At 67.8% G+C, this 26,858-nt stretch carries 24 protein-coding genes and 3 pseudogenes; 6 read left to right on the top strand and 21 right to left on the bottom strand.

Annotation, left to right across the window (positions count from 1 at the left end):
- Window positions 1-144: 144 nt before the first annotated feature.
- Both soxC and MKK70_RS08335 read left to right on the top strand, forming a co-directional pair.
- Window positions 145-1,281, top strand: a pseudogene (soxC, locus tag MKK70_RS08340) (sulfite dehydrogenase); the annotation flags it as partial.
- Window positions 1,262-1,813: pseudogene (locus MKK70_RS08335) on the top strand (c-type cytochrome). The pseudogenes soxC and MKK70_RS08335, both read left to right, overlap by 20 nt.
- Before the next feature lie 35 nt (window positions 1,814-1,848).
- Here the strand turns inward: MKK70_RS08335 and MKK70_RS08330 are convergent.
- From MKK70_RS08330 to MKK70_RS08290, 9 genes are all read right to left on the bottom strand, one after another.
- The gene (locus tag MKK70_RS08330; protein ID WP_409565999.1) at window positions 1,849-2,934 is read right to left on the bottom strand and encodes a YeiH family protein; all 1,086 of its coding nucleotides are present in this window, start codon (window positions 2,932-2,934) and stop codon (window positions 1,849-1,851) included.
- Window positions 2,935-3,089: 155 nt separating this feature from the next.
- Window positions 3,090-3,440 carry a cytochrome c gene (locus MKK70_RS08325; protein WP_243932947.1) on the bottom strand — a complete coding sequence of 117 codons (351 nt, stop codon included), beginning with the start codon at window positions 3,438-3,440 and terminating at the stop codon, window positions 3,090-3,092.
- Window positions 3,441-3,451: 11 nt separating this feature from the next.
- On the bottom strand, window positions 3,452-4,666 hold the full coding sequence (locus MKK70_RS08320) for a molybdopterin-dependent oxidoreductase (protein ID WP_243932946.1): 1,215 nt from the start codon (window positions 4,664-4,666) through the stop codon (window positions 3,452-3,454).
- A 47-nt stretch (window positions 4,667-4,713) separates the two neighbouring features.
- Window positions 4,714-5,442, bottom strand: coding sequence for a GntR family transcriptional regulator (locus MKK70_RS08315; RefSeq protein WP_243946804.1), 729 nt, complete (start codon window positions 5,440-5,442; stop codon window positions 4,714-4,716).
- 155 nt (window positions 5,443-5,597) lie between these two features.
- Complete coding sequence (locus MKK70_RS08310) at window positions 5,598-6,593, bottom strand: Ldh family oxidoreductase (RefSeq protein WP_243932942.1); 996 nt, start codon at window positions 6,591-6,593, stop codon at window positions 5,598-5,600.
- A complete protein-coding gene (locus tag MKK70_RS08305; protein WP_243932940.1) occupies window positions 6,590-7,567 on the bottom strand; it encodes a hydroxyacid dehydrogenase in 978 nt (325 codons plus the stop codon). Before MKK70_RS08305 ends, MKK70_RS08310 begins: the two co-directional genes overlap by 4 nt.
- Window positions 7,568-7,597: 30 nt before the next feature.
- Window positions 7,598-8,983: a cation:dicarboxylate symporter family transporter gene (locus MKK70_RS08300; protein WP_243932938.1), complete on the bottom strand. Its 1,386-nt coding sequence runs from the start codon at window positions 8,981-8,983 to the stop codon at window positions 7,598-7,600.
- 152 nt (window positions 8,984-9,135) lie between these two features.
- Complete coding sequence (locus MKK70_RS08295) at window positions 9,136-10,398, bottom strand: UxaA family hydrolase (RefSeq protein WP_243932936.1); 1,263 nt, start codon at window positions 10,396-10,398, stop codon at window positions 9,136-9,138.
- Between the two features lie 25 nt (window positions 10,399-10,423).
- A complete protein-coding gene (locus tag MKK70_RS08290) occupies window positions 10,424-10,741 on the bottom strand; it encodes a UxaA family hydrolase (RefSeq protein WP_147763436.1) in 318 nt (105 codons plus the stop codon).
- 265 nt (window positions 10,742-11,006) lie between these two features.
- Here MKK70_RS08290 and MKK70_RS08285 point away from each other — a divergent pair, with 265 nt between their 5' ends.
- A complete protein-coding gene (locus MKK70_RS08285) occupies window positions 11,007-11,750 on the top strand; it encodes a sulfite exporter TauE/SafE family protein (RefSeq protein WP_243932935.1) in 744 nt (247 codons plus the stop codon).
- 16 nt (window positions 11,751-11,766) lie between these two features.
- Here MKK70_RS08285 and MKK70_RS08280 read toward each other — a convergent pair whose 3' ends face one another.
- The 9 genes from MKK70_RS08280 to MKK70_RS08240 all read right to left on the bottom strand — a co-directional run bounded on the left by MKK70_RS08280 (window position 11,767) and on the right by MKK70_RS08240 (window position 20,277).
- Window positions 11,767-12,783 (bottom strand): ABC transporter substrate-binding protein, encoded by a 1,017-nt coding sequence (locus tag MKK70_RS08280; protein ID WP_243932934.1) that lies wholly within the window; start codon window positions 12,781-12,783, stop codon window positions 11,767-11,769.
- 40 nt (window positions 12,784-12,823) lie between these two features.
- Window positions 12,824-14,455 carry a thiamine pyrophosphate-binding protein gene (locus MKK70_RS08275; protein WP_243932933.1) on the bottom strand — a complete coding sequence of 544 codons (1,632 nt, stop codon included), beginning with the start codon at window positions 14,453-14,455 and terminating at the stop codon, window positions 12,824-12,826.
- Window positions 14,456-14,493: 38 nt separating this feature from the next.
- Window positions 14,494-16,224, bottom strand: coding sequence for an L-aspartate oxidase (locus tag MKK70_RS08270; protein WP_243932932.1), 1,731 nt, complete (start codon window positions 16,222-16,224; stop codon window positions 14,494-14,496).
- Window positions 16,221-16,829: a fumarate hydratase C-terminal domain-containing protein gene (locus MKK70_RS08265; protein ID WP_243932930.1), complete on the bottom strand. Its 609-nt coding sequence runs from the start codon at window positions 16,827-16,829 to the stop codon at window positions 16,221-16,223. Before MKK70_RS08265 ends, MKK70_RS08270 begins: the two co-directional genes overlap by 4 nt.
- A gap of 38 nt (window positions 16,830-16,867) precedes the next feature.
- Window positions 16,868-17,740, bottom strand: a complete 873-nt coding sequence (locus tag MKK70_RS08260; RefSeq protein WP_243932929.1) for a fumarate hydratase — start codon at window positions 17,738-17,740, stop codon at window positions 16,868-16,870.
- 25 nt (window positions 17,741-17,765) lie between these two features.
- Window positions 17,766-18,146: a succinate dehydrogenase gene (locus MKK70_RS08255; protein ID WP_243932928.1), complete on the bottom strand. Its 381-nt coding sequence runs from the start codon at window positions 18,144-18,146 to the stop codon at window positions 17,766-17,768.
- Window positions 18,143-18,472, bottom strand: a complete 330-nt coding sequence (locus MKK70_RS08250; RefSeq protein ID WP_243932927.1) for a succinate dehydrogenase — start codon at window positions 18,470-18,472, stop codon at window positions 18,143-18,145. Before MKK70_RS08250 ends, MKK70_RS08255 begins: the two co-directional genes overlap by 4 nt.
- Window positions 18,469-19,191 carry a succinate dehydrogenase/fumarate reductase iron-sulfur subunit gene (locus MKK70_RS08245; protein ID WP_313898949.1) on the bottom strand — a complete coding sequence of 241 codons (723 nt, stop codon included), beginning with the start codon at window positions 19,189-19,191 and terminating at the stop codon, window positions 18,469-18,471. Before MKK70_RS08245 ends, MKK70_RS08250 begins: the two co-directional genes overlap by 4 nt.
- A 66-nt stretch (window positions 19,192-19,257) precedes the next feature.
- A complete protein-coding gene (locus MKK70_RS08240) occupies window positions 19,258-20,277 on the bottom strand; it encodes an ABC transporter substrate-binding protein (RefSeq protein ID WP_243932925.1) in 1,020 nt (339 codons plus the stop codon).
- Between the two features lie 219 nt (window positions 20,278-20,496).
- Between MKK70_RS08240 and MKK70_RS08235 the strand changes: the two genes are divergently transcribed.
- Window positions 20,497-21,204, top strand: coding sequence for a GntR family transcriptional regulator (locus MKK70_RS08235; protein WP_243946786.1), 708 nt, complete (start codon window positions 20,497-20,499; stop codon window positions 21,202-21,204).
- Window positions 21,205-21,216: 12 nt separating this feature from the next.
- Here the strand turns inward: MKK70_RS08235 and MKK70_RS08230 are convergent, their stop codons facing one another.
- The 3 genes from MKK70_RS08230 to MKK70_RS08220 form a co-directional block, all read right to left on the bottom strand.
- Window positions 21,217-22,092 (bottom strand): ABC transporter permease, encoded by an 876-nt coding sequence (locus MKK70_RS08230; protein WP_409568256.1) that lies wholly within the window; start codon window positions 22,090-22,092, stop codon window positions 21,217-21,219.
- A 16-nt stretch (window positions 22,093-22,108) separates the two neighbouring features.
- Window positions 22,109-22,903 (bottom strand): ABC transporter ATP-binding protein, encoded by a 795-nt coding sequence (locus tag MKK70_RS08225; protein WP_243932922.1) that lies wholly within the window; start codon window positions 22,901-22,903, stop codon window positions 22,109-22,111.
- Between the two features lie 575 nt (window positions 22,904-23,478).
- Window positions 23,479-24,408, bottom strand: a complete 930-nt coding sequence (locus MKK70_RS08220; RefSeq protein ID WP_243932920.1) for an AraC family transcriptional regulator — start codon at window positions 24,406-24,408, stop codon at window positions 23,479-23,481.
- Window positions 24,409-24,572: 164 nt separating this feature from the next.
- Here MKK70_RS08220 and MKK70_RS08215 point away from each other — a divergent pair, with 164 nt between their 5' ends.
- Together MKK70_RS08215 and istA are read left to right on the top strand one after the other, a co-directional pair.
- Window positions 24,573-25,163: a DUF308 domain-containing protein gene (locus tag MKK70_RS08215; RefSeq protein WP_243932919.1), complete on the top strand. Its 591-nt coding sequence runs from the start codon at window positions 24,573-24,575 to the stop codon at window positions 25,161-25,163.
- 57 nt (window positions 25,164-25,220) lie between these two features.
- Window positions 25,221-26,456 (top strand): annotated as a pseudogene (gene istA, locus MKK70_RS08210) (IS21 family transposase); the annotation flags it as partial.
- Window positions 26,457-26,858 lie beyond the last annotated feature (402 nt).

Below are 26,858 nucleotides of genomic sequence, written 5' to 3'. Positions count from 1 at the left end.
TCACCAGAAGGGCTCGACCATGGACCGTCATGCGGGCATGCTGATGGGTGTTCATCCGGGGCGCTCGGTCAGGGTTGGTTGGCTTCGCAACCCCAGCCTCTCACCCCCGCCCCGGGTGAACAACCTTCATAGCTTCGACAGCTAAGCGTACCGCCTTGGATGAAGGTACCGGGCGCAGATACAGGGGCGCAGCCTTACGGGACGCCGTCGCCGTTCGAGGCGCACGTCGTTAAGAACATCCCGAAGACCCTGAAGCAGTCGATATCGGCCTCGGTCCGCACGCCGCTGCAGGAGCTCGACGGGATCATTACGCCCAACGGCCTGTTCTACGAGCGCAACCATGGCGGCGTCCCCGAGATCGACCCGGCTCAGCATCGCCTGATGATCCACGGCCTGGTCGAGCGGCCGCTGGTGCTCACCATGGACGACATCCGGCGCTTCCCGAGCTTGTCGCAGATCCATTTCATCGAGTGCTCGGGAAACCCCGACTTCAAGGCGGTGCATGCGGGCCAGACGGCATCGGACCTCGTCGGGCTGCTGAGCTGTGCCGAATGGACCGGCGTTCGGCTCAGGACGGTGCTCGAGGAGGCCGGGCTCAAGCCCGGTGCCAAGTGGGTCATCGCCGAGGGCGCCGATGCGGCCGCGCTGACCCGCAGCATCCCGATCGAGAAATGCCTCGACGATGCGCTGCTCGTCTACAGCCAGAACGGCGAGCGCCTCCGCCCACAACAAGGCTACCCGCTGCGTGTGCTGCTGCCCGGCTTCGAGGGCAACATGAACGTGAAGTGGCTGCGCCGCCTCAACGTTACGGACGAGCCGGCCTATTCCCGCGAGGAGACCGCGAAGTACACCGACCTAATGCCGGATGGGACCGCGCGGCAGTTCACGTTCATGATGGAGGCGAAGTCAGTGATCACGCGGCCGTCGGGCACGCAGCGGATCGAGCCCGGCTTCAACGAGATCACGGGGATCGCCTGGAGCGGGCGCGGGAGGATCGCCCGGGTCGAGGTCTCGGTCGACGACGGCCGGACCTGGCAGGAGGCGCAGCTTCAGACACCAGTCCTCGGCAAGGCGCTGACCCGGTTCCGGCTGGCTTGGACCTGGACCGGCGCGCCTGCGATCATCCAGAGTCGCGCCATTGACGAGACCGGGTACGTGCAGCCGCTCTTCGCCGAACTGGCCGATGCCCGTGGGCTGAACTCGTTCTACCACAACAACGCTGTCATCCCGTGGCGCATCGCAGGAAGCGGAGAGGTGTCGAATGGCTATGCCAAGGCTTAGCGGCGCTGCGGCCGTCCTGATACTCGTCGGCGCCGCGAACGCCCTGGCCGCCCCAGCCTCGGCTGAAGGTCGATACGGCATCGGACGCGCCGCCACCGAGGCGGAGATTGCCGGCTGGAACATCGACATCGATCGTGACGGCAGGAAGCTCCCCGCGGGAAACGGCAGCGTCGCGCGTGGCCGTTCGGTCTTCGCGGAACACTGCGAGTCCTGTCATGGCGAGAAGGGGGAGGGCGGCATCGGCGACAGCCTCGTCGGGGGACAGGGCACGCTGGCCTCTGCCAAACCAAAGAAGACGGTCGGGAGCTTCTAGCCCTATGCACCGACGCTGTTCGACTACGTCCGCCGTGCGATGCCGGTGAACGCACCGCAATCGCTCGACGACGACGAGGTCTACGCTGTGGTCGGCTATCTGCTGAACTTGAACGGCCTGCTGTCGGACGATGCCGTCCTGGATGCCCGGACGCTTCCGGCAGTGCGGATGCCCAATCGCGACGGCTTCGTTCCCGATCCGCGGCCCGACGTGCCCTGAGGCGAGGCGGCGCGCGTATTCCCGAACGATGGCGGTCAGGCGATCTCAAGGGCCCAGATCAGGAACAGGCTGACGACCAGTAGGACGACGAGAGAGCCGGTCACCGCCAGAGTGACCCGTCCGCCGACTCGCGCCAAAACCCGCACGTCGACGCCGAGGCCGAGGGCCGCCATCGACACCACGGTGAGGAGGCCCGCGAGACGCGTCACCGGCTGGGAGGCCGCGTCCGGAACGAGCCCCAGCGAGCGCAGGCTCGCCAGCGCCAGGAAGCCAAGAATGAACCAGGGCACGATCTTGAAAAATCCGAGGCGGCCGGGCCGGACCTTGGCCGAGGCGCCCTCCGCCGGCAGATGCGGTGCGATAAACGAGAACGCAACGACGACCGGCCCGAGCATCAGGACGCGCACGAGCTTGACCAGGGTGCCAACCTGGGTCGCCAGGAGGCCGACCGGGACCGTCGCGGCAAGCACCTGCGGCACCGCGTAGACCGTGAGGCCCGCCAGCGTCCCGTATTGATGCTCAGACAGGCCGACGAGGGGGATGAACAGGGGGAGGCCCAGTACCATCAACACGCCGAGAACCGCCGTGAAGGCGATGGCCGCGACCACGTCCTTGCTGTCGGCCCCGATCACCGGCGCCACCGCGGCGATCGCGGAGTTGCCGCAGATGGCGTTGCCGCAAGCGACCAGGATCGCCATGCGGGGTGGCAAACCGAGCATCCGGCAGATGGCGTAGCTGGCGACGATCGCCACCATCACTGTGCCGACGATGCCGACGAGGAGGCTCGTACCGGACGCGACGATGGCCCCGAGGCTGATCGAGGCGCCGAGCAGGGTGACGGCGAGTTCGAGCACTTGCTTCGCGGAGAACGCAATCCCACCCCGGAAGCGCTCGCCAGGGCTCCACAGGGTGCGTAGGGCGATCCCGAGCAGAATCGCGATCACCAGCGCCTCAACATAGGGATGGCCCGTTACCCGCTCCTCCAGAGCCTGCACGGCCAGCGCCACCACCGTGACCGCCAGACAGACCAGGATGCCGGGCACGAGCGAGACGACCCAGCCGCTGGCTGCTTCCGGCCTGCTCGCTCCGGCGGCGGCCGTCGTCATATTCTTGGCGCTCATGCGAAGATTTCGAAGCTCCTGGTGCCTTTCCGTGATGGATTCGGAAGAAACACCTGCCTTGGCCGCCGTCGGCGAGAGCGATGTCAGCCCCCATCACTGACATCCTCTAAGATCCCGGCGCTTTTCAAATCGGGGCCCATCGTCAGTCCCAACGCCTAGTACGCCCCCGCGAGGTAATCGGCGATGACTTGACTGTCCGCATCGCTGATCGCCGCATGATAAACCTTGCGCATCTTCGTCACCTCGCTGGTCCAAAAGACCGATCCTTTTCCAGGCGGCTGCATCGCGATGTAGTCGACCGAATGGCAGCTCTGGCAGTTAGCCTCGGTCGCCGCGCGGCCCGCGTCGTGGCTGGGCGCGGGCCGAAGCTGTGCGGTCGGCTCCGGCAGATCGTAGCTCCGGGGCGCGGCAGCGGCGGGCAGACCAGCCAGAAAGCCGGCTCCCGCAAGCGCGGCCGCGAGGGGAAGGAACGTCTTCCCGGCCGTTCTCCTTATGACCCTCGTCATCGTGATCCTCCTCATGCCGCCCGCACCCGAACGGACTCGATGAAGTTGCGCATATAGCCCGGCGGGTTCCACCGGGGCTCCATCGGCTGGGTAGCGCCGTCGTTGGCCGTGGCCTTGACCCGGATCGCGTGCGCCCCCGTGGCCAGATCGACTTCCGCGTTCCAGCGCCGGAAGGCGTAGCCGCCGAGGTCTTGCTCAAGCTTGGCCGGACACCAGCTCCGCCCGTCGTCGGCGGAGATCTCCACCGTCTTGATGCCGGAGCCGCCGTCGAAGGCGATGCCGCGCAGGGCCACCTTGCCCGCCTTGACGTCCGCCCCGTCCGTTAGGTTCGTCACGAAGGAGCGGACGTTAAGGCGGCCGATCGGTACGGTCTTGTCCGCCGCCTTGCCAGACTCGGTGCAGGCGCAGGCGTTGTCCGGGATGCGGTAGGCCGTCTTCATCCAAAACCCTTCGTAGGGCTTGTCGAGGACGGTGACGGCGTTGAGGTGCTTCACCCAATAGGTACCGTAATAGCCTGGCACCACGAGGCGCAGCGGGAAGCCGTTGAGCCAGGGCAGGTCCTCCCCGTTCATGCTCCAGGCCAGCATCACCGCCCCGTCGCGGGCGTGGTCGAGGGTGAGCGCCTTCGCAAAGTCCGGCGTTTCCGGAAGGACCGGCCCGTCGAGCCCTTCGAAGGAGACCTGCACGGCTCCGGCCTTCACGCCTGCCTTGTTAAGGACGGTCTTCAGGGGCACGCCGACGAAGCGGGCGCAGCCCATGGCCCCGTTCGCGAGCTGGCCGCCCGCGACCCGCGGCTCGACGAAGCCGCGCGAGTTGCCCGAACACTGGTTGACCGCGACCACCTCGGTTCCGCCCATCTCCTTGAGGTCGGCGAGCGAGAGGGAGACCGGGCGCTCGACATGGCCGCCGATCTCGACGCGGAAGGCCTGAGGGTCGATCTCGGTGGGGATGTCGGCGAGATGGTAGCGCACGAAGAAGGCGTCGTTCGGGGTAATCGCGCCTTCGTCGAACACTGAGAACGGCGTTTCGAGCTGCGGCGGCCGCGCGGTCATCTGCAGGAGCGGGCGCTTACCAGGATAGGCCACGAGCGGCCGCTCCCCGTTGCCGAACGGGAGTGTGACGGCCTGGCCGGCCCGGGCGGCGAAGGGCGCTAGGGATGCGCCGGAGGCCGCGAGCAGCCCGGCTCCGGCCTGCATTAGGAGTGTTCTGCGATCGATGTTGGTCATCCCGGCATGTCCCCGTCCGGCTGAAGGCGCCTGCAGCGTCCGCGCGGTCATCGCAGGACGGAGGCGTAGTGAATGTCTTCGGTGAGACACGTCGACAGGCGCCACTCCACAGGGCGATCCTCCAGATCGACGGCGATGCGGTCGACCTCAAGCACCGGTGTCCCCGCCGGCTTGCCCAGCAGCTCCGCCTTGTCTGGGTCGAGCGGAATCGCCTTCAGGCGCTCGTGCGCGGTGGCGATGGTGATCCCGAACCGGGTGGCGTAGAGGCTGTAGAGCGTGTTCGGGAGCTCCATCGCCGCTAGTCCGGGAAACAGGCTCGACGGAACCGCGATCGTCTCGAACAGGCAGACGCGTCCGTCGAGAGCGCGCACCCGATCCAGCCGCACCACGCGCGAGTTGCGTAAGAGGGCAAGACGGTCGCGCTCGTCGACGGTGGCAGCGGTCTCTGCGATCGAGACGACCCGGCTCGTCGGCGTGCCGGCCACCGCCCCGTCGGGGCGCAGCTTGAAGAAGCGGAAGACGCTCTGCACGTCGTCGTGCTCGGCCACGAAGGTCCCGCGCCCCTGGCGGCGCACCAGCAGGCTGTCGGCGGTCAGCGCGTCGAGGGCCTTCCGGACCGTCCCTTGGCTGACGCCGAGTTCCGTCGCGAGCACCCCCTCGCTCGGGAGGATCTGGCCCGGCTGCCAGACCGCGTCGGCGAGGCGGCGCAGGAGCGTGTCGTAGACTTGCCTGTAGAGCGGCCGGAAGCCCACCGCCTGACCACCCGTACGTTCCATGTCGGCGCGCCCTCGATCCCCGGGCGTGGGAGGAAGGAGGGAGAGCTTTCCCAGCACGGTGTCACGTTCTTCGTTAAGGCCGAGCCTCGCTCCGGGCAATCGCTCGATCCGGAGGGCCGGCGGCCGGGGGCGGGACCCGTCCGGGATGATGGCCTTCATCGACCGAGCGCCTCGATCTCGGCCACAAGGGCGGCCGGGACGGCGAGGCCCTCGGCCTCGGCCCGGACCCGGAGGGCGAGGCGGCGCGCACCGGGCAGGCGGGCTCCGTCCTGGGCCTCTATGGAACCGGCGAGGTCCGCGAACCGCGCCAGCGCCCCTGGCCCGAAGGCATCCGCCGCGAACGCGATGAAGAGTTGACCGGTGCCCGGAGGATCGCCATCGGCGTCGAGGAACGAGCTCGCCTCTCCGGCGAACCGCCCCCCGGTCAGGCCGGCGGCGAGGAGTTCCACCATCAGGGCGAGCGCCGTGCCCTTGGCGTCGCCGAGCGGCACCATGGTGCCTTTGAGGGCCGCAGCTGGGTCGGTGGTCGGTTGCCCAGCGGCATCGAGGGCCCAGCCCTCGGGAATCGCCTCGCCGCGCTGGCGGGCGGCCATGATCGCGCCACGCGCCACTTTCGAAAGGGACAGGTCGACGACGATGGGGGCGCGGCTCGGCAGGGGGCAGGCGAAGGCGAGGGGGTTCGTCCCGAAAACCGCCCGCGACCCTCCCCAGGGGGCCATGGCGGCGGGGGTGTTGGCCAGCAGGATCGCCACGAGCCCGGCCTCAGCCAGGGCCTCGACAGGCCGGCCGGCCGCGCCGCAATGGTGCGAGCGGCGAATGCCGGCCGCCGCAACGCCCTGTTCCCGGACGATCGCCGGAAGTTGCTCCATTACCGCGTCGAGGGCCGGATAGGCGAAGCCATGGGCGGCGTCGATGGCCAGCAACCCGGGCCGGGGTCGCGTCACTGCGACTGTGGCGTCGCCCACCACTTTGCCGGCCTGGACCTGGGCCGCGTAGGAGGCCACCCGCGAGAGCCCGTGGCCCTTCAACCCGTCGGCCTCGGCGCCGACGAGGGCGCGGGCGACGCTCTGCGCGGCAGAAGCCCGCGTTCCGCAGCGGCACAGGGCTTCTGCGACGAGCGTGTGGGCGGCGGCGAGGCTTAAGGTGGTCATGGTCGACCCTCGGAGAGGTGGCGGCGCACGGCCTGAGCGGTCACGCGCGAGACACGCACGTTCGATTCCTGCGTCACGCCCGCGATGTGCGGCGTCAGGATGAGGTTGGGCAGATCCCGGAAGGCCGCGCCTGCGGCGGTGTCGAGGGGCTCCTGCTCGAAGACGTCAAGGGCAGCACCGCCGAGATGCCCGGACCGCAACGCGTCCGCTACGGCCACGCCGTCCACCACCTCGCCCCGCGCGGCATTGATCAGCACCGCCCCGGCCGGCATTCGGGCGATGGCGCCCGCATCGATCATCCCGCGAGTCTCGGGTGTCAGCGGCACATGCAGGGACAGGACGTCCGCGCTGGCGACGAGCGCCTCGAGATCGACTCGCGCCACCGCACCGCCATCCGGCCGCCAGGCCAGGTCGTCGGCCGGCAGAAAGGGGTCGTGGGCCGTGACCTGCATCCCTAGGGCGAGGGCGCGGCGGGCGGTTTCGCGGGCGATGGCGCCGAACCCGACGAGGCCGAGGCGCTTGCCCGCGATCTCCCGGCCCATCAGCGCGTTGCGCGGCCAGGTCCCGGATGCCACCGCGATGGTGGAGCCGTAGGCGCCGCGCAGAAGCAGCATCGCAGTGCCGATCACGTACTCGGCCACCGCGACGTCGTTGGCGCCAGTGGCGGGGTAGACCGCGATGCCGCGGTTCCGGCAGGCGTCGAGGTCGATATTATCGAGGCCGACGCCGAGACGACCGACCGCCTTGAGATCGGGTGCGGCGGACAGCAGTGCCGCGTTCACCTGGGTGCGGTTGCGGACCACGAGGGCGTCCGCATCGGCCAGCACCTCCCGTAGGTCGCTCGGCCGGTCGACCAGGCCCGGGTCGTAGAGCGTCGCGAACGCACCGAGCTCAGCTGCGATGGCAGCCTCGTCCATGAATTCGCTGATCACGACCTTCGGTACGCGGCCCGTCGGGGTGTCTGATGTCGGCATGGCACTGGGACTCTGATTGCGCACTGAGGTTCAGGTGGCAGCAACCCCGGCGGGCATCGCCCCGTGACGGACGGGTTTCGAGGCAGCTCTCGGCGGTGCCGGTTCGTCGATCACCTCGTCCGGCTCGTCGAGGCTGTCGAAGTCGGGCTGGATGCGCCCGTCCAGGACGTCGCGGGCATGGGCGAGGTCGATCTTGCCCTCCCACCGGGCGATCACCAGCGTGGCCACCATGTTGCCGATGGCGTTGGTGATGGCGCGCAGCTCGTTGAGGATGCGGTCGACGCCGATGATCAGCGCGATGCCGGCGACGGGCAGGAGCTGGGACGCCTGAAGCGTCGCGGCCAGCACGAATAGGATGGCGCCGGCTACACCCGCTACGCCCTTGGAGGTCACGAGGGCGATCGCGAGGAGGCCGAGCTCCTGCTCCCAAGTCAGTGGGATGTTCAGGGCCTGGGCGATGAAGCCGATCGCCATGGTCAGGTAGATGCACGACCCGTCCATGTTGAAGGACAGGCCGGCCGGCATCACCAGACCGGTGACGCCCTTCTCCACGGAGAGGCCCCCGAGCTTGGCCATCAGGCGGGGAAGGACGGACTCGGTGCTGGTGGTGCCGAGGAGAATGAACATCTCTTCGCGGACGTAGAGGAACAGCTTCCATAGGCTGAGACCGACGTAGAATCGCATCACGCTGCCGAGGAACAGCACGATGAAGACGAAGAACGTCAGGTAGAGGGATACGATCAGCAGTCCGTACTGAGCGAGGATGCCGAGGCCGAATTTGCCGATGGTGAAAGCCATGGCACCGAACGCCCCGATGGGCGCGAAGCGCATGATGATGCCCACGACCTTCATCAGGATATCGCCGAAGGCGTGGATGACCTTGAGGGGGAACTGTCCCTTCGGCCCCATGGCGGCGAGCCCCATCCCGACCAGCACGGAGAAGAACATCACCTGCAGAAGGTCGCCCTTGGCGAAGGCGTCGACCGCACTGTGCGGGATGATGTTGGCAATGATCTCCATCACGCTCTGGGCATGCGCCTTGCCGGCGATGGTGGCGACGCTCTTGGCATCCAGGCTCTCGACCGTGGCGTTGATGCCGTCGCCCGGCCGCAGGAGGTTGACGAACAGCAAGCCGGCGCCGAGCGCCACGGTGGTCGAGACCTCGAAGTACACGAGGGTCTTCAGACCCATGCGGCCGACGCTCTTCATGTCGCCGACATGGGCGATGCCGACCACCACCGTGCAGAAGATCACCGGCCCGACGACCATCTTGATCAAGTTGATGAACATGTCGCCGAGGACCTTCAGACCAACGGCGAAATTCGGAAATAGGACGCCCACGACGATGCCGAGCGCGATGCCGATCAGGACCTGACCGTAGATCGACTGCAGGAATTTCGATCCTGAACTTTTCACTCGCGTTCCTCCCGTAGAACCTTCGAACGGGATGCGCCGCATCGCTACTGTGCGGTCTTCATCCCTTGGCGAAATTCGCCTTCGCGAAACCCCGATGGCGTCGGGATGGGGCGCCGCGTTCCTTACCGGAACGCGGCGGGAGGGCTCGCCGGTTAGGCGCTCCGGTACAGCTTCGTCATCACGAACTCGCGGTGGCCGAGGGATTCGGCGGCCGTGAGCCGTCCGTTCGCGGTGCGCACGACCATGTCGATGAGCGCGTCGCCCGCCTGCGGGATGGTCATCTCACGGGTCAGGACGCCCGAGACGTCGACGTCGATGTGCTCGCCCATGGTCCGGACCGTGCGCGGGTTGCCGGTGATCTTGATCACCGGGACGATCGGATTGCCGATGACGTTGCCTTGCCCGGTGGGGAAGGTGTGGACCACGTAGCCCGCCGCCGCCATCAAGGTCACGCACTCGGCCGCCGCCGACGAGGTATCCATGTAGTACAGGCCCGGCCCCTTGGCGGGGGACTCGGCCGGCTGCAGCGCGTCGATGTAGCGGCAGTCGTGGCCGATCTTCTCAAGGTTGCCGAGCGCCTTCTCCTCGATGGTGCTCAGGCCGCCGAGGATGTTGCCCTTGGTCGGCTGTGAGTCCGAGAGGTCGTCGGTCTTGTGCGCCTCGATCACGTCGTCCTGGTAGGACTTCCACATGGTGAACCACTTGTCGCCGATCTCGGGCGAGGCCGCGCGTTCGCGACAGAGGTGCTCGGCGCCGGTGATCTCCGAAGTCTCGCCGAACACGCCGTAGATCCCCTGCGGGATTAGCTTGTCGTAGAGGTTGCCCACGGTGGGGCAAGAGGACAGGCCGGTGGTGGTGTCGGACTCGCCGCACTTGGTCGAAATCCAGAGGTCTGCGATCGGGCATTCCTCGCGGGGCAGCTCGGTCGCCCACTGCACGAAACGCTTGGCCTGGTAGCTCGCCTTGGCGATGGTGGCGATGTCGCCGTGCCCCTCAATGCCGAATCCGACCACGGGCTTGCCCGTCTTGGCGATGCCTTCGACGATCCGGTTGGTCCACTGGTCCTCGATCCCGATGACCACCACGGCCGCGACGTTTGGGTTCGAGCCGATGCCGATCAGGGTGCGGAAGTGGAGATCGAGATCTTCGCCGAACTGCAGCCGGCCGTAGGCGTGGGGCAGGGCCATCGTGCCCTTGACGTTGTTGGCGACCGCCTCGCAGGCGGCGTTCGAGAGGTCGTCCAGGGGCAGGAGGACGACGTGGTTGCGTACGCCGACGCGGCCGTTCTCGCGGCGCCAGCCCAGGAAGCTGGCGGCCTTGACGTCCGTTGAGGGCCGAGCGGAGCCGAGGGCCCCCGTCGCGAACTGGTCGGGGGCTCCGCCAACGAAGGGGGAGGTGGTCTCTGGGGCGTTCATGATCGTCTCTCCGGGCATCGCGACCTCACCAGCGCTTCGTCTTGAGGTTCTGGACGTGGACATGCTCGCCCTTGGCGACGTCCTTGATGATCTTGCCAATATCCTGGCCGTACTTAATAGCGGTGTCGCCGGCCTTCAGGTCGGTGAGCGCCACCTTGTGGCCGATCGGGATGTCGTGGCGGACGTTCACCGCGAAGGTCGAATCGTCCTCGGTGATGACGCCGAACGCATCGGTGTCGGCGCTCAGGCCCTCAATGACAGCGACGGCAACGTTGTCCAGCGGGCTGTGGGCGAGAAGGTGCGGCTTCGTCCGCCCCTCGCCCGATCCGGCGTGGCTGCTCATTCCAGGATCCTCCTTAGTGAAGCCGTCGGCTCTTTGCGGCGACTGAGTCTTGTATAAGACATCAGAATTTGTGTCGTCAATCATGGATCTCAATGAAAGCTCCGGCGATCGGAAAACGCGCTTCGTGGCTTACGCCGCTTCGGGTACCAAACGCTCTCTCGCGCGCCGCGACGAACCTGCTTGATCAGTCATTAATCTTATATAAGACATATTGTCGGCTGCATCTTGCGCGGCCCGACGCGCCGTTCGGAGACCGAGACGCACCGTGAGCGAAACCCTCCAGATCGTCCTGTGCCTGAGCTGCGCCGGCCTCATCTCCGGTCTGACGGGCTTCGCCTTCGCCCTGGTGGCCTCTGGCACCCTGCTCTCGATCCGGGCTCCCATCGAGGCGACGGCCCTCGTGCTGACCTGCAGCATCCTCTCGCAGGCACTGTCGGTGATACGGCTGCGGACCCTGCCGCCGCGCGCGACGGCACTGGCGATGATCGGTCCCGGCCTCCTCGGGGCGCCGATCGGGATCTACCTCCTCAAGGACCTCAATCCCGAAGTGGTGAAGGTGATGATCGGGGTCTTCCTGATCCTCTACAGCGCCGTGGTGGCATTGCTGCGCACCGACTACCGGGTGTCGTACGGCAATGCCTGGAGCGACGGCGCCGTGGGCTTTCTTGGCGGCATCCTCGGCGGCATCGCCGGGCTGTCGGGCGCGCTTCCCACCGCCTGGAGTCTGGTGCGCGGTTGGGAGCCGCGTATGCAGCGCGCGGTCTACCAGAGCTTCACCCTTGTCCTGCAGGTCTGGTCCCTGACGATCCTGGCCGCGTTCAATCCGTTCCCGCTCGAGCTGATGGCCGATCTCGCTCTGGGCCTCCCGATCGTCCTCGTCAGCGTGCTGGCCGGGCTATCGCTGTTTTCCCGTATCGACCAGCGCCGGTTCCGGTCCATCGTCCTGGCGCTGCTCGCGGCCATCGGCTTCACCACCACCGCCCTGGCGCTCCCGGGTCTGTTTCACTGAGCCCCTGGGCGAGGCTTCAACTACCGGGCTTGCCGTGAACGTTGGCGAAGAACAGCTCCCGCCAGTCCCGGGCCCCGCGGCGGATCGCCTTGGTGCGGGCCATGAAGTCGACGTAGTGCAGGATCGCTTGAGGCGTCGTCGTGAAGGTGACCTGGGGCGAGGCCAGGATCGACGCGATGAGGCCGATGTCGGAGCCGTCGCGGGCGAGGCGCGCATAGGCCTCGGCCGCTGCTTGGGGGTCGCCCGCGATGGACGCGACCGCCTCCTCGAGGGCTGCCGTGAAGGCGGCGTGGACGGTGGGATTGGCCTCAACGAAGGCGGCGGAGGCCCAGACCACGTTGAAGGTCGAGGGACCGCCGAGCACGTCGAAGGTGTTGAGGATCGTGCGGATGCCGGGCTTGCGCAGCTCCAGCTCCTGGATCGGCGCGGCGGTGAAATGCGCGCTGACCTCCTGACCTGACAACAGGGCCGCCATACCGTCCGGGTGCGACAGGGTCACGGTCAGGCGGTCGAGATCGTTCCGCCGCGCCTCCCCGAGCGCCTTCTCGGCCGCCATCTGCAGGAACATGGCCTGGACCGAAACCTTCACCGCCGGCAGGGCGATCTTGTCCCGGTCGGTAAAGTCGGCGAGCGACCGGACGCGCTCCGCATTGGTGTTCATGAGGAGCGGCATGGCGTTCATCGCCGCCACCCCCTTCACGGCCATGCCGGTTCCCTCGGTCTTGGACCAGAGCAGGACGAGGGGCGGCACACCGCCGGCCACGAACTGGACCGAGCCGGACAGGAGCGCGTCGTTCATCGCGGCCCCGCCCGCCAGCGTGATGTAGCGGGCGCCGAGCCCGGACAGGCCCCGCGCCGCGGCGTGCTTCTGGAGCAGGCCTTGGTCCTCCATGAGCATCAGCGGCAGGTGCCCCAGGCTCGGCTGGCGCGCGATGCTGACCGCCTGCATCTCGGCCTGCGCCGACTGCAGCCCCGCTAGGAGGGGCAGTCCCGCGCCGAGCAGTCCCCGGGCCAGTACGTCGCGTCGGCGCATGTGAACCTCCCTGGGTCGGAGCCTTGTCGGAGATGTGCGGTCAGCCCGCCTTCGGCCGCCGGATTACCGGGGCGGGCACGCTCTCGATCAGCACGTTGAGGCAGGCCGGCAGGCCGCTGGCATGGGCGTCCTCTAGGGCCTGGGGCAGGTCCTCGGCCCGGGTGACGAGGGCCCCGTAGCCGCCCAGCGCCGTCGCAACGCGATCGTAGCGCGAGCTCAGGAGGTCGCAGTGCCGCGCCCGCGCCGCGCCGTACTGGCGTAGCTGGATCTGGTACTCGGCGTTCCAGCGGGCATCGTTGCCCACCACGGCGATGAAGGGCAGGCCGTAGCGCACGGCGGTGTCGAACTCGGCCATGTGGAAGCCGAAGGTGCCGTCCCCCAGGACCGCCACCACGGGACCGGCCGGATTGTGGAGTCGGGCCGCGAGAGCGAAGGGCAGCGACGCGCCGATGGTGCCCGAAACCCCGTTGATGAGGCGCCGGGGAGCGTTCACCAGGGCTTGGGGCCATTGCCCGATCTCGCCGCCGTCGCAGATCAGCGTGCCGCCGGGATGCCGGTCGAGGAAGGCGGCGACGCCCCGGCACAGCTCCACCGGATGGAGGCGGCCCTCGGAGCCGCGCCTATCGTCCCAGTCCGGCGGCCGGTAATCGACCGCCGCCCGCACAGTGGCGTGCCAGTCTGGCCGCGGCTCGTCGCCAAGACGGCGCGCCAGGGCTTCGAGGGTGGAAAGAGCGTCTGCCGCGCCCGAGACCGCTAGGCGGGCAGGGTCGACCCGCGCGACGAGGGCCGGGTCGGGGTCGATAACGACGAAGCGGCAGGCTGGCGCCACCGCGGACGCATCGCCGAACTTCAGGGTGAAGTCGAGGGGCTTGCCGAGGAGCACGAGGCAATCGGCCTGCGTTAGCACCTCGGCGAAGGCGCCTAGACTCGGATCGTTGAGGCCGCGCGGACTCTCCATGCCGAGGACGGGGATGCCGGAGGCGCTCTCCAACGCCGCCATCCGCCCGCGTCCCTCGGCGCCGCAGGCGGCCGGGCCGCACAGGATCAGGGGGCGCCGCGCTCGGCCGAGCTCCGCCGCTACGGCCGCGATGAGGTCGGCGCCGGGCTCGCCGACTCGGATTGAGGCGTCGAGAGGGATCGACGGTGCGGCCGCAGCGGGCGCCTCCAGGAGATCGACCGGGAGGCTGAGATGCACGGGGCCCGGTCGCCCTTCGCGGGCGATCCGCATAGACCGAGCGATGTCGTCGGCCAGGGTATCGACGGAGGCGGCCGTCCACGAGGCTTTGGTCATCGGGCGGGCGATATCCGCCTGGGCGAGTTCCTGGAACGCGCCGCGCCCGATCTCCGACAGGCCGGCATGGCCCGAGAGCAGCAGAACGGGGCTCTCCGCCGCAAGAGCCGTGAACAGGGCGGCGGCGCCGTTGGTCTGCCCCTGGCCGCCGGTGACCAGGGCGACCCCGACCTCACCGGTCAGGCGGCCCCAGGCATCGGCCATGTGCACGCAGGCGGCCTCCTGACGGACATGCACCACCGCGATGTTCGTGCCCAGCAGGGCGTCGAAGATCGGCATGATGTGGTTGCCCGACAGGGTGAAGATGCGGCGGACGCCGAGGCGCTCCAGCGCCTCGACGACGATGTCGGCTCCGCGCGGCCGGTCCCGGGAATAGTCCATGGCGTCTCTCTCCAAGATCCCGCGTGCGGGGGGCGGCCTCAGGCCGCCGCGTCGAGCAGGGAGGCGCCGGGGCGCACATGGGTGAAGGCGACGGGCTCCATGGTGACGTCGAGACCGGCCGCGCCCTGGCGCACCACGGTGTAGTGCGAGGTGGCGAGATCCGAGGCGTCAGGGAAGTCCTCACGGAAATGCGCCCCGCGGCTGTCGGTGCGGGCCAGCGCCGCGGCGCGGATCGAGCGGCTGACGAGGACGAGGTTCTCGAGGTTGAGCCGGTCCATCCAGGTCAGGTTGTAGCGGCGGTCGCCGTCGGGGATGCCGGCCTCCGCGACCGCGGCGGCGAGGGCGTCGAGGCGCTCGCCGGCCTGCTCCAGCCCGGCCGCATCGCGCAGGATGCCGACATCGTCCCACATGGTCGCGTAGAGGGCCTCCCGGATCGCCTCGAGGTCCCCAGCCGGGCGCCCGAGGGGGCCGTAGGCGCGGGCGAGCCCCACCTCGACCGCGCGGGGATCGGGCTCGGCGCGGAACCGCATGCTCCGGATGTCGCGGGCCATGGCGGAGCCGGCCAGCCCCCCGAAAACCGTCGAGTTGGCGACGCCGTTGCCGCCGAGGCGGTTGGCCCCGTGAACCCCGCCGGTATCCTCCCCGGCCGCGTAGAGGCGCGGCAGCTCGGTGCTGCAGCCGGGACGGAAGGCGACCCCGCCCATCATGTAATGGGCGGTGGGGATGACCTCGACTAGGCCCCCGGCGAGGTCGAAGCCACAATCGGCGCAGCGCTCGACCATGCCCTTGAACTTGCGCCGCACGTCCTCGGGCCCGAGATGGCTCATCTGGATGTAGACGCCCCCGTTCGGGGTGGCATGGCCGTCGCGGATGCGCCGCATGATCGAGCGGCTGACGACGTCGCGCGTCGCCCGCTCCGCGCGCGGATCGTAGTGATGCATGAAGCGCTCAGTCGAGGCGTCGAGCAGGTAGCCTCCGGCCCCGCGCAGGCCTTCCTCCAGCACCGTGCCGGTCATCCGGGTGCCGGCCCCCGCCAGCAGGCCGGTGGGATGGAACTGGACCATCTCCATGTCGCGCAGGGGCAGGCCCGCGCGGAGCGACATGGCAAGGCCGTCGCAGGTCTTGTCGCCCGACGGCGTGTGGAACTTGTACATGGTCGGGCCGCCGCCCGTGGCGAGCAGGGTCGCTTTGGCCCGCACCAGGACCGGGATGCCGGTCCGCATGTCGAGCATCAGCACCCCGGCGAGGCCGGAGCCGTCGGCGGCTGGGATCAGCTCGAGGGCGCGGTGATCCTCCAGGCGCCGGACGTCGCGGCGCCAGACCTGCTCGGAGAGGCGATTGATGATCTCGATGCCGGTAAGGTCGCCCTTGTGCACGGTGCGGTCGAAGGTCTGACCGGCGAAGGCCTTCTGGTGGACGCTGCCGTCGGGATTGCGGTCGAAGAAACAGCCGAGCTCCGTCTCGAGCTCGCGGATGCGGACCTGCGCCTCGGTCACCAGGGTCCAGGCTAGCTCCTGGTTGTTGAGCCACTTGCCGCCCTCGATCGTGTCCATGAAGTGGCGCTCAACCGAATCGCCCGGGGCGAGGGCGACGTTGTAGCCGCCCTGGACCATGCGGGTGCAGCCGCACTTGCCGAGCAACCCCTTGACCGCGACGGTGACCTCGAGCTCCGGGGCGGCCTTCTTGGCGTGGAGGGCGGCGAACAGGCCGGCTCCCCCCGAGCCCAGGATGAGGATGTCGGTCTCGATGGTCGTCGGCACGGCGTTCATCGGGCGGCTCCCAGGCTCGCGATGACGGCATCCCGCCGGCTGGCGACGTCGCGCTGAACATCGGCGAAGAGCGAGCCGCCGTGGGAATCCATACCGACCAGAAGCGGTCCGAAATCATGAATCGCGAACTTCCACAGGCTCTCGGGATGCAGGTCGTCGAGGTCGATGTCCTCGATCCGCTCGATCCAGGTCGTTTCCAGGGCGGCGGCGCCCCCGACGATGGCGAGGTAGGCGCCGCCCTGCTCGGCGAAGGCCTCTAGGGTCTTCGGACCCATGCCGCCCTTGCCGACGATGAGACGCACGCTCTCCCGCCGCATCAGCGCGTCGGTGAAGCGCTCCATCCGCATGGAGGTGGTGGTGCCGATGCAGAACGGCGCGTAGCCAACGGGGGCCTCGGCCGAGACCGGCACTCGGTGGACGTTGGGCGCGGTGTGGATGACCGCGTGGCCGGCGAGATCGAGATGTGTCCGCCGCTCCCGGTCGAACATGTGGATCAGGGTGGCATCGCGGATGCCGAACAGGGTCTTCCGCAGGGTGACGGTGTCGCCGACTTTTAGGAGGCGGACCTGCGCCTCGTCGATCGGCATGTCGAGAACGTGGTGCATGGCGCTGCCCTCCCGGCGGTGTCGATAAGGCGTTCCGGTCAGTCGAAGGCGATGCCGCCGGGTGTGAAGGTCGCCTTGGCCCGGCGGGCTGAGTGGCACTGGATGTTCACCGCCACCGGGTTCTGAGTGATGTGGGTCGCGGCGATTTCCACATGGACTGCAAAGCTGGTGGAGCGGCCGCCAAGCCCCTGCGGGCCGATGCCGAGCTCGTTGACGGCGTGCGACAGCTCCGCCTCGATGCGTGCGCCCTCCGGGTCGGAACAGGCGGTGCGCAGCTTGCGCGTGGCCGCCACCTTGGCGAGGTGCATGCACAGGTCCGAGGTGCCACCGATGCCGACGCCCACGATGGTCGGCGGACAGACGCGGCCGCCGAGCTCGATCACCCGGTCGATGACGAACCGCTTGACCGCGTTGATGCCGTCAGAGGGCAGGAGCATCTGCAGGAACGAGCCGTTCTCCGAGCCCGAGCCCTTCGGGATCATCTCGACCGACACGGTCTCGGGCCGATCGTCGAAATCCACGTGGATGATCGGCACGCGGATGCCGCAGGAGGTCTGCTCGTTCACGCGGGTGATCGGGTGGACCACCGAGGAGCGCAACGAGTGCTCGGTAGTGGCACGAGCGCAGCCGCGCCGGATGGCAGCCTTGAGGTCGGCGCCGTCGAAGCGCACGTCGCGCCCGACCGTCACGTTGTAGATCGGGATGCCGGTATCCTGGCACAGGATGTTCTTGGTGCGCTCGGCCACCGCGATGTTCTCGACCATGGTGCCGAGGATCGCTCGGCCGGTGGCGCTGGTCTCCTCCCGTGCCAGCACCGCGAAGCCCGCCTTGATATCGGGGGGCAGTAACTTCAGGGCGCGGACGTAGAGGTCCTTGCACACCTCTTCGACTTCGGTGAGGTCGAGATCCATGCCGGTCTCCTTTCAGGGATTGGGTTCAGGCGCCGCCGAGCAGGAACAGGAGCCCGACCGCGAGCCCCGCCGCCACGCAGGCCGAGACGATGAGCGCCGTCCGCTCCTGGGTCGCGAACCACTCGATGGCGAGCACGCGAAGACCCAGGATCATGTGCAGGGCGAGCGCACTGACGAGCCCCCACTCGGCCGTCCGCACGAAGCTGTTATGGGTCAGCCCGAGAAAGCTCTCGAGGCGGTCAGCCCCCTGCAGCGCGGTGCCGAGGGCGATGAAGTGCATCGGCAGGAACAGGGCAAGGGCGATCCCGGAGAGGCGATGCAGCAGGGCGGCGGCGAAGCCCGCGCGCAGCGGTGCCGCGCGGCGGGTGCCGCGCCTGGGGAGGTCGGTCTGTGTCCCGGCGCTCATGCGACGTAGACCGCCAACGCCGCGCGCAGGCCGAGGACGAGGAGGAGCGCCGAGACGGCGAGCATCGCCCCGTCGAGGGAGCGTCCGCGCCAGCGCGTCCACTCGCGCAGGATGCTGCGCAGGCCGATCGGTGCGTGGATGGCGGCGGCCACGACGAAGAGGCCGTAGAACAGCAGGAAGGCAAGGTTGCCCTGCGTCCGTCCGAGGATCTCCCCGGCGGTGAGGCCGCCGCGCACGGCGTACAGGATCGTGCCAAGATGGACCGTCACGGCAACGGCCAGGATCATGGCGGTGCCGCGCTGCGCCACGTAGAGGAGGGGGCTCATGCCGACCTCCGGAAGTGCCGGGTGCCGAAGCGCTTCAGGGCGGACCGGGCGGTAGCACGCTTCAGCCCCGCGATCGCGAAGGTCGGCGCTAGCGCCTTCGGACAATGCTCCGTGCAGCTCATGTGGGTGTGGCAGGACTGGCAGCCCGCATCCCCAGACACGGCCTCGAGCCGAGCGTCCTGGCCTCGATCGCGGACGTCGTTCACCAGGGTCCAGGCCCGGTTAAGCGCGGCCGGGCCGAGATAGTCCGGGTTCCAGGTGACCACGTCGCAGGCGGCGTAGCAGACGCCGCAATTGATGCACTCGATGCCGGCATCCACCGCCCGACGCTCGGGCGAATCCGGGGATACCACGGCGAAGTCCTCAGGCGGTTCGTTGCCCGGCTCGAAGGCGCCGTGGGCGGCCGTCCATTTCTGGAAGAACGGCTCCATGTCGACCGCCAGGTCCTTGATCACCGGCAGGTTGCGCAGGGGTTCGAGGGTCAGGCCGTCGTTCTCCGCCACCGCCGCGACCCGGGTTCGGCAGGTCCAACGCGGACGGCCGTTCACCATCATGGCGCAGGAGCCACACATGCCGACTCGGCAGGCGAAGCGGTAGGCCAGCGTCGGATCCTGCTCGCGCTGGATCTCGGTGACCACGTCGAGGATGGTCTGGGCCGGGCGCCGCGCCACGGTGAAGGCCTGGAAGCCCTCTTCACGCCGGATGCGCACCGTCAGCATCGCACCGGGCACGGATTCGATCGTTGGATCGGCCAGGGACGCGTTGGGGAAAGGAGCGTTCATGCCTTAGCGCTCCGCCTTAGCGACGGCGCCGGGGAAGAACAGCTCGCCCTGATCCGTGGCCTTTGCGGCCACGAGGCCGGCGCGGTTCATGTAGTCGAGGTAGGCCAGCATGTTCAGCGGCGCGCTAATCCACTGGGTCTGTGGCGCGCGGATGATCTCCACGGCTTCCGCCTCGGTCAGCCGGCCGTTCTCCGCTTTGATCCACAGAGCCGCCACCTTGGCGGGCCCCGCCTTGATCAGCGCCAGGCTCTCCTCCAAGGCGGCCCGGAAGGCCGCCACGATCTTCGGGTTGGCGCTTACGAAGCGGTTGCTCGCCCAGACGAGGTTGAAGGTATGCGGCCCCCCCAGCACGTCATAGCTGTCGAGCACCTTGTGCGCGCGCGGGTCCTTCAGCTCCATCTCCTGGAACGGCGGCGAGCCGAAATGCCCGGTGATCTCGGAGCGACCGCCGAGCATCGCCGTCTGCGCATCAGGATGCCCCATCGAGACCGTCAGCGGATCGAGCTTGCCTTGCTGGCCAGGGCCAAAGGCTTTCTCGGCAGCCATCTGTAAGGTGATCGCCTGGATCGAACTCTTCACCGTCGGCAGCGCGATCTTGTCCTTGTCGGTGAAGTCCTTGATCGACTTGACGGCCGGGTTCACCGAGACCAACCAGAGCGGCATCGCGTTGAGCGCCGCCACGCCCTTGACCTGCAGGTTGGCCCGAGTCCGCCCCCAGATCGTCAGCATCGGCCCGACGCCGCCGGCGGCGAAGTCGAGGTTCCCCGAGAGCAGGGCCTCGTTCATGCCGGAACCGCCGGTGAAGCGCAGCCACTCGGTCTTGAGTTCCAAGCCCTGCTGGCGGGCCTGCTTCTCGAGGAGGTGCTCCTCCTCCATCACAGTGAGGGGCAGGTAGGAGATGCCGAACTGCTTGGCGAGGCGCACCACGGGGGCCTCTGCCTGGGCGGATCCCGAGCCGGCCAGAAGGCTCGCCGAGAGCAGGGCCGCGGCTCCGCAGAGCCGGATGAGACGGCCGAGTGCCATGTGTTCCTCCTGCGCAGGCCCGAATTCTCTGGTCCGGTGCCGAGGGCCACGATAGCCTCGTATCAACCGCTGTCAACGGTCATATGTCATATACATGAGTTGCCGATGTCAAATCGTATGCGCGCCGTTGCACCGCAGGCGCATTCCGCAGCGCCGTCACCGGGCGAGCCGCTGGCCGCGCGCTTGGCCGCTCCTCTGACTGCCCCGGTGGCTGCCCCCTTGGCGAGCCGTCCGCTCTACTTGCAGGCACGCGACCTGCTGCTGCGCCGGATCGTAGATGGGACCTGGAAGCCGGGCGGCTACCTGCCGAGCGAGCCGCAGCTGGCCTTCGACCTCGGCGTCTCCATCGGGACGATCCGCAAGGCCATGGAGGACCTCGTCGGGCAAGGCCTGCTGGAGCGCCAGCACGGACGCGGCACGCAGGTGGTGCCCCATTCAAGCGACCGGTCGCGGTTCCGCTTCCTGCGCTTCGTCCACGGCGACGGGCGGCCGTTCCGCCCCGTGGCGCACGTCCTCGCGGCTGGGACCGCACAGGCCGATGCCCAGGACCGCGCCGCCCTCGGACTGGGAGCGGGGGTGAAGGTGCTGGTCTTGTTGCGGACTCGGAGCGAGGACGGCGTGCCATTGATCTACGAGCGGATTGCCCTGCCGGCGGATCTTTTCGCCGCGCTGAAGGCGGAGCCCGGCGCCGAGATGCTGGAGGAGATCTACGTGCTCTACCAGGCGCGCTGCGGCCAGACCGTGGCGCGGGCGCGGGACACAATCGCCACCGACCGGGCGAGTTCTGCCATTGCGGACGCCCTCTGCTGTCCACCGGGGGCGCCCCTGCTGCTGGTGCGCCGGGTCGCCGTCGCCCTCACCGGCGAACCGATCGAGTACCGTCAGAGCTGGACGGCGGCGCTCCAATACAGATCCGACCTCGATTGACGCTTGGCCTGACTAGGCGTGCATACCCCAGCGCTGCAGGGTGTGGCGTTCGATGGTCTGGAAGATGAGGTTCTCGACGCAAAGGCCGATGAGGATCACCGTCAGCAGCCCCGCGAAGACGTTGGGGATGTCGAGCATGTTCTTGTTCTCAAAGATGAACCACCCGAGACCGCCCGAGCCGGAACTTACCCCGAAAACCAGCTCCGCCGCGATGAGTGTGCGCCAAGCGAAGGCCCAGCCAACCTTGAGCCCCGTGAGGATGCTGGGGAAGGCCGCCGGGATCAGGATCTTGGTGATCAGCCGGGTGCCGCGCAGTCCGTAGTTGCGACCGACCATCTTCAGGGTCCGGCTGACCGAGAGAAAGCCCGAATGAGTGTTCAGCGCGATCGCCCAGGTCACGGAATGGACCAACACGAAGATGAGGCTGCCGTTGCCGAGGCCGAACCAGATTAGCGCCAGCGGCAGCAACGCGATCGCTGGCAACGGATTGAACATCGACGTCATCGTTTCGAGGAAGTCGGTGCCGATGCGCGAGCTGATCGCGATGCCGGTCAGCACCGTCGCCAACAGGATCCCGAGGGCGTAGCCTATCAGCAGCACCTTGATCGAGCCCCAGGCCCGCAGCACCAGCGTCCCGTCCGCGACCCCGTGAGCGAAGGCCGTGACAGTGGCGGTGAAGGTCGGGAACAGGAGGTCGTTGTCGAGGTAGCGTCCATAGGCCTCCCAGATTAGGGCCAGCACCGCCAGGATCACGAGCTTTCGTAGCCAGCCGTGATTGTAGAGGCGCTCGACCTTGGATAGCGGCTTCTCGACGATGGCGCCGCCATAGGCGCCGCCGGTGTCGCGGACGATCTCGGGGCGGGCGGCTCGAATGAGGATCGGGGACATGAGCGTCTTCGCGGTCTTAGACATTCTCCGCCTCCTTGATCTCTTCGGAAAAGAGCATCTGGTGGATGCGCTGCTCCAGTAGCAGTGTCTCCTGCGGTGAGCTGGCCGTGTTAAGCTCGGCCTTGACCTCGCCGGGATGGGGCGAGAGCAGGAGGATGCGGGAGCCGATCTTGATCGCCTCGGGGATCGAGTGCGTGACGAACAGGACCGTGAAGCGGGTCTCCTCCCACAGAGCCAGGAGCTCGTCCTGCATCCGCCGGCGGGTCAAAGCGTCGAGCGCCGCGAAGGGCTCGTCCATCAGCAGGATGTCGGGCTCCATCGCCATGCCGCGGGCGATGGCCACACGCTGCTTCATCCCGCCCGATAGCATGTGCGGATAGCTGTCGGCGAAGGCCGATAGGTTGACCTTGTCGATATAGTGCATGGCCCGCTCGTCGGCGGCCCGGCCAGCGAGGCGTCCCGAGGCTTCAAGGGCAAAAGCCACGTTCTGGCGCACGGTCTTCCAGGGCAGGAGCTGGTCGAATTCCTGGAACACCATCATCCGGTCCGGTCCGGGCTCAGTGACGGCCTGGTTTTTCAGGCGGATCTGGCCCTCGGTCGGCGCCATGTAGCCGCCGACCGACTTCAGCAAGGTAGATTTCCCGCAGCCCGAGGGTCCGAGCAGGACGAACCGATCGCTTGGGAACACATTAAAGCTGACCCGGTAGGTCGCTGTGACAAGGTGATGGGGGGTCTTATACTGCAGCGTAACGCCGCCGACTTCCAGCAGCGGCACAGTGAAGTCCGATGGCAAGCCTGTTACCAAGCTCATGACATCCTCCCTTAAGCCACGCGCATGGCGGCAATGCTCGTTTTGTAAGCGGTCTGATGCCGCCTTTGATTCGAGCAGTCGGTCTCCCGGATCCCAAGGCGTTGGGCCGGGCCGAACCACTCGCGACACGACTGGATACCAAGCACAATCCTTCCTGTAAATATAATAGCTATCTTTTATAAGACAGGAATATATACTCTCTGCGGTTCTGATATTCGTACGAGGGCCGAGGATAACGTGTGTGCTGGTTGAACAGGGAGACGTGTTCCTCGGTCAACAGGAAGGCCGCGGGTTGATTCACCTTCTACGCCAGCGCGAAACGGAGTAAGCTCGAATGTTCGCCCTCCCCGCAAGCGAACAAGCCTGTCAATCGTTTTCGCCTGCGTGAGAATCCGGGCGGACGTCCGGTTTAGGGCGGTGGTGGCAGTAGCCCGTACAACCGGGTTGGGTCGAAAGCGGAAGGGCTGCTTTGGAGTGGAGCGATCACAAAAGCGGACGGCCTGCTACACACGACCTAGCGTTACAGGCTGCTATGATGGTCGTCGATGCGCGGACCCAGCGTGGGTTCGACTCGCTCAGTTCCCCTGTCGCAAGTCGCCGTCCTGCTCGCGTGATCCGGCACCGCTCGACAGCGCAGGTTCGTCCCGCGGCGGGTGTCCGAACATGGCCTTGTAGGCGCGGCTGAAGGCTGCCTCCGACGCGTAGCTGACGCGCAATGCGACCTCACCAACACGCGCCTCGCGGGCGACCAGCATGTCCCGGGCAAGCGTGAGCCGCCACTCGTTCTGGTAGCGCAGGGGCGAGCGCCCGACGAGTGCCGTGAACCGCTCGCAGAAGCTCGACCGCGACATGCCGGCCGCGTCCGCCAGGGCCTCGACGCCCCAGGGACGTGATGGACGCTCGTGCATGACCTTCAACGCCCGGGCGATGCGGGCGTCCAAGAGACCTCCCAGCCATCCGGTGGTGTGCCCGCGCCGTACCCAGGTCCGAAGGGTGCGGATGACGATGACGTCGATGATCCGCGAGATCATCAGGGCCGCGCCTGGCTCGTCGTCGGTCACCTCGACCATCAGGAAGGGTACGATGCCCTCCAGCCACCCCGCCCCCTCGTCGCGCCGAATGTGGATGCGCCCGGGCAAGGCCGAGACCATGCCGCGCAGGGTGTAGGGATCGAACCAGAACTGACAAAGGATCACCGAAGCATGCGAGGCGGATGCCACCAGCCTGGCTCCTCCGAGCCCGCGAGGCAGAAGCACGAGATCGCCCGTGTCGATGACGACGCGTTCTTCGCCATCGCCCTCGACGTGGAGCGAACCCTCGGCGACCACGAGGACATGAGCGGCTCCGACCTCCAGGTCCAAGATCCCCGACGGCTCGACCTCAAGGGATCGGACGTGGTCCCCGGTGAGCCTGATCTGCGCCAGGACGAGGGAGAGGAGGTCGCCGGTGGCAACGCTCGGTCCACTCTCCGGAGGAGTGGTCAAGTTTTCCAGCAATCCGGTCATGGGTGCCATCGGCGTCCGTTTGTAAAAGCGCCTTCCGAAGCGAGGCATATCCCCCTGGAAAGACACCGCTTTCACGAAGCCCGGCGTTTCGGTCGCCGGCGTCCTCCGCGTGATTGCCCCCTGTCCCGATCCTCCGCCTCGCCGCTCACCCGAAGGGAACATCGATGACGACCGTCCAAAGACCCGGCCGTGACGCTTCGCGCTGGCTGAGCTCCTATTACTTCCTCCGTGCCGGGGTTTCCGTCGGCTGGGTCGCTGCTGCCTTCACCATCGGAAACGCCGTGACGCCGGCCGCGGCAGCGCTCGTGGTCGCCTATCCCGCCTGGGATGCCGTCGCCAACGTCATCGACGCGCGTCGCAGTGGCGGCTTGGCCGCCAATCCCAGCCAGGCCCTCAACGTGGCCGCCAGCACCGTCGTCGCCGTCGCGATAGCCGTCGCGCTCGGATGGGGCATGCACGCGGTACTGACGGTATTTGGGGTCTGGGCCATCCTGTCCGGCTTGTTGCAGCTTGCGACCGGTGTGCGGCGGTGGCAGGCGGGTGCCCAGTGGGCGATGGCGCTCAGCGGAGCCCAGTCAGCCCTCGCAGGCACCCACTTCATCTTCAAGGCGAACGGTGCCTTGACGCCGGGGATCACGGACATCGCCCCCTACGCCGCGTTCGGCGCCGTCTACTTCCTGGTCTCGGCCGTGTGGTTGACCGTGGTGTGTAGGGCGGTGACAAAACCATCCACTGGAGCGTCGGCGGGTTGCTGATGCGGCCGGGGTAAAAGCCGGCCAGTGGAGAGGCTTCTCTTTCGAGAGGGGCCCAGGATGTTTGCCGTGGAAGTCTACGCGGCCGTTCGGCAGTTCGTTTTCATCGACGGCCACTCTCGTCGCGAGGCAGACCGGGTATTCGGGCTCAATCGCGAGACGATTGCCAAGATGTGCCGGTTCTCATTGCCACCGGGCTATACTCGCACCAAGCCGATCGAGAAGCCGAAGCTGGGGCCGCTACTGCCGGTGATCGATGCGATCTTGGAGGCGGACCGGATCGCACCCATCAAGCAGCGGCACACGGCCAAGCGGATCTTCGAGCGTCTGCGCGACGAGCACGGCTACGCTGGCGGCTACACGGTGGTGAAGGATCACGTCCGGATCGCACGCGCGAGTGGGCGGGAGACCTTCGTACCGTTGGCGCACCCGCCGGGCCATGCCCAGGTCGACTTCGGCGAGGCGGTCGCCACCATCGGCGGCGTGGGCCGGAAGATCCACTTCTTCTGCATGGACCTGCCGCACTCCGACGCCTGCTTCGTGAAGGCGTATCCGCAGGAGACCACCGAGGCGTTCCTCGACGGGCATGTCGCTGCCATGGAGTTCTTCGACGGCGTGCCGCTGTCGATCCTCTACGACAACACCAAGATCGCGGTCGCCAAGATCTGCGGCGGAGGCCAGCGCGAACGTACCCGTGCCTTTACCGAGCTGGTGAGCCACTACCTGTTCCGGGACCGCTTCGGGCGTCCGGGCAAGGGCAACGCCGAAGGCCTGGTTAAGTACGCCCGGTCCAACTTCATGACCCCGGCCCCGGAGGCGGCCTCGTTCGAGGCGCTGAACGCGGATCTGGAGCGACGCTGCCGGACCCGGCAGGATGAGCGGGCCGGACAGCATGCCGAGAGCATCGGCACGCGACTGGTCGCCGATCGTGCCGTTCTGCGTTCCTTGCCGGCGGTCCCGCTGGAGCCGTGCGAGAAGCGGGCTGGGCGCGTCTCCTCGACCGCGCTGGTTCGCTACCGCTGCAACGACTACTCGGTGCCGACCGCCTACGGCTTCCGGGACGTGCTGGTGAAGGGCTTCGTCGAGGAGGTCGTAATCCTGTGTGGCGGCATCGAGATCGCCCGGCATGAGCGCAGCTACGGCACCAGCGTGTTCGTGTCCGATCCGCTGCATTACCTCGCGCTGATCGAGATCAAACCGAACGCCCTCGACCAGGCGGCCGCGCTCCAGGGCTGGGATCTGCCCGAAGCGTTCCAGCACCTGCGCCACCTCCTGGAGGCGCGCATGGGTAGGCGATCCACCGCTCGGCCCAGATCGCGATGCGGCGATCGCGAGGTGCAATCTCCATCGGCTGCCAGGGTTTCGACATGGCTGCCCCAATGGCGCTGCCCCACCCTGAGAAAGTGAGGCGTGGCAAGGTGTGGCGGTGTGGCGCCTGAAATGCCTTGCCCCACTGCCACACTTGCCCCACCACCCTTTAGGGTGGGGCAGGTGTGGCGGGGCGGGGCACCGGGGTTTCCGGGCCGAGGCGAGGTGGGGCGGATGGAGGCAGCGTTGCGGCGCAAATACCGGATCAGGATGCTTGTCCATTCGAGCAAAAGTCCCGACGCACCTGCCGTCCGGACTCCAAGGGAAACCCCAGGTCCTTGATGCTGGCAAAGGCGCTCACTTCGTCACGATCGTCGTCGATGAAATGAC

The sequence above is a fragment of the Methylobacterium sp. E-041 genome, assembly GCF_022829665.1.
Classification (GTDB): domain Bacteria; phylum Pseudomonadota; class Alphaproteobacteria; order Rhizobiales; family Beijerinckiaceae; genus Methylobacterium.
This window is presented reverse-complemented; position numbering and strand designations above follow the sequence as displayed.